Source organism: Microbacterium sp. K35 (assembly GCF_004794375.1).
GTDB lineage: Bacteria > Actinomycetota > Actinomycetes > Actinomycetales > Microbacteriaceae > Microbacterium > Microbacterium sufflavum.
This window is the reverse complement of the sequence record NZ_SSDM01000302.1, coordinates 1-6,126: the sequence shown is the minus strand read 5'-3', so window position 1 is coordinate 6,126 and position 6,126 is coordinate 1. Positions and strand designations below refer to the sequence as shown.

Here is a 6,126-nt window from a genome sequence, read left to right as displayed (position 1 = left end):
CGGCGGCGCACGCCCGGCACTGGTCGAGGTGCGCGCGCTCGCGCTCGGAGGCGACCGGCTCGCCGAGCGCGAGCAGGGCGAGCTGCTCGGGGTCAAGGTGCGACACGGTTGACCTCCAATCGGTCGCGCATACGGGAGAGGCTCCGGCGGATGTGGCTCTTCACGGTACCCAGTGGCATGTCCAGCCGTCGGGCGATCTCCTCGTGCGTCAGGTCGTCGAAGAACGCCAGCCGCATGACCTCGCGCGCCTCGGGTCGCAGCTGCCGCATCTCGTTCGCGATCAGGATGGACTGCGACAGGTCGACCGGTGCGCTGACGAGATCGTCGGGAGAGGTGACGCGCATCATCTCCTCCTGCAGCCGCTGGATGCGGGCCCGCGACTCGTGCATGTCGGCGATGCGGCGCCGGGCGATGGTCACCAGCCACGTGCTCAGGCGGGCCTTCGACGGGTCGTACCCCGTTCTCGACGTCCAGGCCGACACGAACGTGCGCTGCGTCACGTCGGCGGCGTCGGCGCGATCACCGAGGGAGCGCAACGCGAGCGTGAACACCACCGGTGACCACCGCCGATACAGCTCGGCGAGGGCATCCTCGTCGCCCCGGACGAAGCGCTCGTTGAGCTGCGTCTCGTCGTCGGGGTCGTCCGCGGAGGTCATGCGCGCCTCCCTTCCGTTCGGGGCGTCGGGTGCGGGTGCTCAGGCGGGCCGTGCGATGGCGACGACATTATCGCGGTAGTGGCCGGTCGTGCTGTCGAAGGGTCCTCCGCACGTGATGAGGACCAGGCCGGGCGGGCCCTCCCTGGCGAACAGCTCCCCGGTGGGGAGAGCCGCCTTCTCGTAGAAGGCCAGCGACTCCACCGCGTAGGTCCGGGGCACGCCGTTCGCGTCGGTCACCTCGACGGTCGCTCCGGCGCCGAGCTCGCGCAACCGGGAGAGCGGGCCGATGGGGTATCCGACGGCGTCCACGTGCGCGGCCAGCACGACGAGTCCGGCCGTGCTGGCGGCATCGGCGCCGTACCGGTACCACCCCGCCACCGCCGGGTCCTCCGGGAGCTGCATCTGCCCTGTCGGCTCCACTCCCACGTCGACCACGGTCATGTCGACGCCGAGGTCGGGGATGCGCAGCCGGGTCGGAGGGGTCGTGGGCTGCGGTGCGGGCAGCTCGGCGGAGTGCGTCTCCGGGCGCAGCGTCGAGGTGGGGGCGGGCGACGGCGAGCGTGGGGGGTCGGAGGGGGGATCCGACGTCATCACCTCGCCCGCCCCCACGGGGGTGCAGGCGATCAGGAGCGCCGCGCACGCGGCACCGCATCCGGCGAGGAGTCCTCGCCGGATGCGGCGGCGCAGCGCCCCCGGTCTCATCGGCGCGCGATCCGCTGACGACGCACGGCGACCGTCGCACCCGCAGCCGCGATCATCGCCAGGCCGATCAGTGCCGTCGCCAGGACGATGACGGTGTCGGCGTCCCGCTGCGCCGCGTAGCCCGCGGTGCCGGAGGGCACGCCGCCGGGGTTGGTGTGCAGTCCCGAGACCGTCTGTGCGGCGATGGCGAGGGTGCCCTCCTCGGCGCTGCCCCACGCGTACAGGATCGTGAGCACGCCGTCCTGCACCGCCACGTCCTGCGGGCCGAGCACGGGGTCGGTGGTGACGGCGAGGGCGACGGCGGCCGAGACGTTCCCGGCGGGCAGGTTCAGCGTCGCCTCGTTCGGGTTGGTCAGGTCCTCGACCACCGGTGAGCCGCCGGCGAGGATGTCGACGGCGGGCGCGGCCGCGACGTGACGGACCGTGAGCCGCCCCTGGCCGGGTGCGGTGGGGGACGTGTCGTTCGTGAAGAGGTTCAGCCCGGGGTCGCCCGCCTCGGTGAGGTGCGCGACGGCGGTGTAGTTGGCACCGGCCGTGAGGGTCAGCGTCGCCGGGCCGAGCACGGGCGCACTCGCGTCGGCCGCGTCCGGCGCGGTCAGCGCGACCTCGTAGCTGCCGGCGGGGAGTTCCAGCGGACCGGCCAGTGAGCCGGGCTGGAAGTCGTCGATGGTGCGCTCGCCGTTGACGTACACGTCGACCGGGGTGTTCGGGATGGCGTGCAGCACCGAGAGCTGGGCGCTGCCGGTGGTCGCGGCGGTCGCGGGCGTGGCCAGGGCCGCTGCGGCCAGTAGTCCGACGACGAGGCCGGCTGTGGTGATTCTTCGCACGATGCTCCTCCTTGAACAGGGGCGGCGGTCGCCACCCATTGCCCCCTTATTCCGGGCGAGGGCGGTCGGCGGATGCACCCGAACCCGATCTTGTCGGCACTCTCCGGTTCCGGTGGTGCTTTTTTAGACGGTGCCCAGAAACCGATGGACTTCGATCGGGACCGCGCGCATAATCGCATCCACACACCCGGACCCGGCAAAGGAGCACGCCATGAGCGACACGAACCACCCCGCCGAACTGTTCTCGTCTTCCACCGGCCCGACCGGCGCCTCCATCACCGACTGGACCGATCTCGGCCGGGAGATGTGGGCGTACCTGACCGGCCGAGGAGCGGCGGTGAACTACACCTTCGAGGACATGACCGTCGAGGTGCCGCGCGACATCGGCCCCGACGCGCCCCGCGCCACCTGGAAGTTCAACGGCACCCTGCGGGTGACCACGAGCGACCGCGCCACCGACGGACCGCACGCCGCCTGAGCGGATACGACCATGATCCGCCTCGACATCGACCTGGAGGTCGAGCACCGCGGCCCGGACGACGACACCCCCACGCGGTTCACCGTGCACGCGGCGGGACGCGAGGTCGTCGTCACGATCGCGGACACGTCCACCCTCGGCGGCATGGGTCGCCGCGACCTCGCGCAGCTCGCCCCCGTCGCGGACGGCCTCGCGCGCCGCGGCATCCGGGTGCGGGTGGAGGGACCGCGCGGCACCCTGGTGGAGTTCGGCGACGTGCGGTCGGGACCCGTGGGTCGCGCGGTCGCGGGATCACCGCACATCCGGCTCGGCCACCTCACCACGCTGCTGACGGAACTGCAGCGCCGCGACCGCGACCGCGGCGGCGGCTCGCTGCTCTCCATCCCGCCCGGCACGCTGTTCCCGCTCGTGCCCACCGTGGTGCGCCACGTCCGCCGTCGCGTGACCACGACGCACTACCTGCCCGGCTCGGGACGCCCGCGCCTGATCTTCTCGGTCGGCTCGGGCGACTGGGACCGCAGCCGTCCGCGCGAGTTCGACCTGCTGCCCGACCGGACCGTGATCGGCTCGAGTCCCGACGCCGATCTGCGGCTCGACGGACTCGAAGCGGTGCACGCCGAGATCCGGCACAACGAGGACGACGAGTACGTGCTGTACCCGCACGCCCCCACCGGCGGCGGGTGGCCGAACCTGCCGCACAGCTCGGACGGCGCGCGCATCCTCCGCACCGGCTCGCGGATCGAGCTGGGCACCTGGCGCCTCGCCTACTACCGGGAGGAGTTCGCCGACCACGGTCGTCCGTTCGGCGGGCGTCAGGGCGGGGAATACGAGTTCCAGAAGCAGCAGCCGGTGCGACCCTACGGCTCCGGCGAGCTCGGCTGACCCGGCACCGCGAGCATCAGTCCGCCCAGACCCCGGTCGCGAGGAAGTGCTCCAGGCGGGCGCGGTGCGGGGCGAGGTCCCACCCCTGCTGCGCGACCCACTCGTCGGAGTAGTAGGTGTTGGCGTAGCGCACGCCGCTGTCGCAGATGAGGGTCACGACGCTGCCGGTCTCGCCCGCGGCACGCATGCGGGCGATGAGCTGGAACGCACCGGAGAGGTTGGTGCCGGTGGAGCCGCCCGCCCAGTGCAGCGTGCGCTCGCGCAGCAGGCGGATCGCGGCGATCGAGCCCGCGTCGGGCACCTGGATCATCTCGTCGATCACGGTCGGGACGAAGGATGCCTCCACGCGGGGGCGGCCGATGCCCTCGATGCGGCTCGGGCGCCCGGCGGGCGGGTCGACGGTCCCGGCCCATCCGTCGTAGAAGGCGGAGCCCTCGGGGTCGACCACCGCGATCCGGGTGTCGTGCCGGCGGTAGCGCACGTAGCGGCCGAAGGTCGCGCTCGTGCCGCCGGTGCCCGCACCCATGACGATCCACCGCGGGATCGGATGCCGCTCCTGGGCGAGCTGGCTGAACACGCTCTCCGCGATGTTGTTGTTGCCGCGCCAGTCGGTCGCGCGCTCCGCGAACGTGAACTGGTCGAGGTAGTGGCCGCCGCACACCGACGCCAGGCGCTGGGCCTCCGGCGACATGTCCTCTGCGCGGTCCACGAAGTGACAGGTCCCGCCGTAGAACTCGATCAGGTCGATCTTCTCCTGCACGGTCGACCGGGGTACCACGGTGATGAACGGCAGACCGAGCATCCGCGCGAAGTACGCCTCGGACACGGCGGTCGACCCGCTCGACGACTCCACCAGCGTCGTGTCCTCGCGGATGCGCCCGTTCACCAGCCCGTACAGCAGCAGCGACCGCGCCAGCCGGTGCTTGAGCGAGCCCGTCGGGTGCACCGACTCGTCCTTCAGGTACAGGTCGATGCCCCACTCGGCCGGCAGCGGGAACAGGTGCAGGTGCGTGTCGGCGCTGCGGTTCGCGTCGGCTTCCAGCAGGGCGATCGCGGTGCTGGTCCAGTCGCTCATGTCTTCGAGCGTAGTGGGGCTGCCCTCAGCCGACGGTACCCGCGGGCGAGGCCCCGCCGTCGCCGTCGACGTGCAGCAGCGACGCCTGCGACTGCTCCTGCTGCAACTGGAACTCGAAGCGCGAACGGTCGCCGCGGTGGTAGGCGATGAAGTACTCGATGGGCGTGCCGTCCTCGCTGCGGCTGACGCTGCGCAGCCGGAGCAGGGCCGAGCCGGCGCTGACGCCCAGGTGCTGCGCCTGCTCGTGCGTGGCGACGGTCGCCTCCGCGGAGCGCACGCCGTGCGTCGCCACGATGCCGTGCATCGCCAGCAGCCGGTACAGCGACCCCTCGGTCAGGTCGGCGCCGAGCGTGACCCCGCCGACGGCCTCGGGCATCCACGTGGTCGACAGCGACCAGGGCTCCCCGTCGACGTGCCGCAGCCGCTCGAGCGCCACCACGGGCGACCCGACCGGCACTTCCAGCGCCAGCGCGACCTCCTCGTCGGCCACGGTCTGCTCGTGCCGCAGCACGTCGCTGTGCACGTGCCCGCCGCGACGCTCCACGTCGTCGTACAGGCCGACGAGGGTGTGCACCAGGCTCTCGCTCGTGCGCGGGCGGGAGACGAACGTGCCCTTCCCCTTCACCCGCTCGACCAGCCCCTCGTGCTCGAGCTGCGCGAGCGCTTGGCGCACGACCGTGCGCGAGATGCCGTAGCGCTCGCACAGGCGGTGCTCGCCGGGCAGCGGGTCGCCGGGCTGCAGGCCGTCGCGGGCGATGCCGTCGATGATCAGCTGCCGCAGCTGGTCGTACATGGGGGCGGCGGAGTGGCGGTCGATCGCGTCCTCGACGGTGGTCATCAGTACGCCACCCCCGCGTGCAGGATCACGTTCGCATACGGGGTGAACTCGCCGGAGCGCACGAACGCCCGTGCCGTGCGGGTGCGCTGCTTGAACTCGACGTGCGGCACCAGCTCGATCTCGAAGCCCATCCCGGCGAAGCGCTCGCGCAGGGCATCCAGCACCTCCGGGCTCTTCTCCGCGACCTCCGCGGATACCGTGGCGCCCTCCACCACGAGCTCGGCGAGCACGGTGTCGAGCACGTCGAGGAAGGCGGGGGCGCCCGGGCGGTAGGCCAGGTCGATGCGCTCCGACCCCGGGGGGATGGGAAGGCCGGCGTCGGTCACGACGATCGTGTCGGTGTGGCCGGTCTCGCTGATCACCCGGGACAGGGCGGGGTTGATCGTGGTGGACGTCTTGCGCATCGGTGCTCCTGGCTGGTCAGTTCGCGACGGGGGCGGTCTCGCGCTCGGTGAGGAACGCGTCGACCTCGGCGCGGTGCGGAAGGCTCGGCGACGCGCCCTGCTTCGTGACGGCGAGGGCGCCGGCGGCGGTCGCCAGGCGCACGGCGTCGGTGAGGGTGCTGCCGCTCGCGAGGGCGGCACCGAGGTAGCCCGCGTAGGCGTCGCCCGCGGCCGTGGTGTCGACGGCCTCGACGGGGAACGGCGGGACGACCGTCGCGCCCTCCG

General features: G+C 72.5%; 9 protein-coding genes. 2 read left to right on the top strand and 7 right to left on the bottom strand.

From position 1 onward, the window contains the following. Positions 1-92 precede the first annotated feature (92 nt). From DW299_RS11790 to DW299_RS11780, 3 genes are read right to left on the bottom strand one after another with little or no spacing between them, the layout of a single operon-like run. Positions 93-656, bottom strand: a complete 564-nt coding sequence (locus DW299_RS11790; protein WP_136036703.1) for an RNA polymerase sigma factor — start codon at positions 654-656, stop codon at positions 93-95. A 39-nt stretch (positions 657-695) separates the two neighbouring features. Then, positions 696-1,358, bottom strand: coding sequence for a class F sortase (locus DW299_RS11785; protein WP_240744502.1), 663 nt, complete (start codon positions 1,356-1,358; stop codon positions 696-698). Then, positions 1,355-2,185 (bottom strand): DUF4397 domain-containing protein, encoded by an 831-nt coding sequence (locus tag DW299_RS11780; protein ID WP_136036702.1) that lies wholly within the window; start codon positions 2,183-2,185, stop codon positions 1,355-1,357. Before DW299_RS11780 ends, DW299_RS11785 begins: the two co-directional genes overlap by 4 nt. A 211-nt stretch (positions 2,186-2,396) precedes the next feature. On the opposite strand from DW299_RS11780, the gene DW299_RS11775 reads away from it, so the two are divergent. Both DW299_RS11775 and DW299_RS11770 read left to right on the top strand, forming a co-directional pair. Next, a complete protein-coding gene (locus DW299_RS11775) occupies positions 2,397-2,663 on the top strand; it encodes a hypothetical protein (RefSeq protein WP_136029443.1) in 267 nt (88 codons plus the stop codon). A gap of 12 nt (positions 2,664-2,675) precedes the next feature. Beyond that, positions 2,676-3,545 carry an FHA domain-containing protein gene (locus DW299_RS11770; RefSeq protein ID WP_136029446.1) on the top strand — a complete coding sequence of 290 codons (870 nt, stop codon included), beginning with the start codon at positions 2,676-2,678 and terminating at the stop codon, positions 3,543-3,545. Between the two features lie 16 nt (positions 3,546-3,561). Here the strand turns inward: DW299_RS11770 and DW299_RS11765 are convergent, their stop codons facing one another. The 4 genes from DW299_RS11765 to DW299_RS11750 form a co-directional block, all read right to left on the bottom strand. After that, positions 3,562-4,620, bottom strand: coding sequence for a PLP-dependent cysteine synthase family protein (locus tag DW299_RS11765; RefSeq protein WP_136029448.1), 1,059 nt, complete (start codon positions 4,618-4,620; stop codon positions 3,562-3,564). A 25-nt stretch (positions 4,621-4,645) separates the two neighbouring features. Then, entirely contained in the window at positions 4,646-5,458 is an 813-nt protein-coding gene (locus DW299_RS11760) for a GntR family transcriptional regulator (protein WP_136029450.1), read from the bottom strand. Continuing rightward, positions 5,458-5,862, bottom strand: a complete 405-nt coding sequence (rbsD, locus tag DW299_RS11755) for a D-ribose pyranase (protein WP_136029452.1) — start codon at positions 5,860-5,862, stop codon at positions 5,458-5,460. Before rbsD ends, DW299_RS11760 begins: the two co-directional genes overlap by 1 nt. A gap of 16 nt (positions 5,863-5,878) precedes the next feature. Continuing rightward, positions 5,879-6,126: PfkB family carbohydrate kinase (locus tag DW299_RS11750; RefSeq protein ID WP_240745393.1), on the bottom strand; the 248-nt coding region annotated here is incomplete at its 5' end.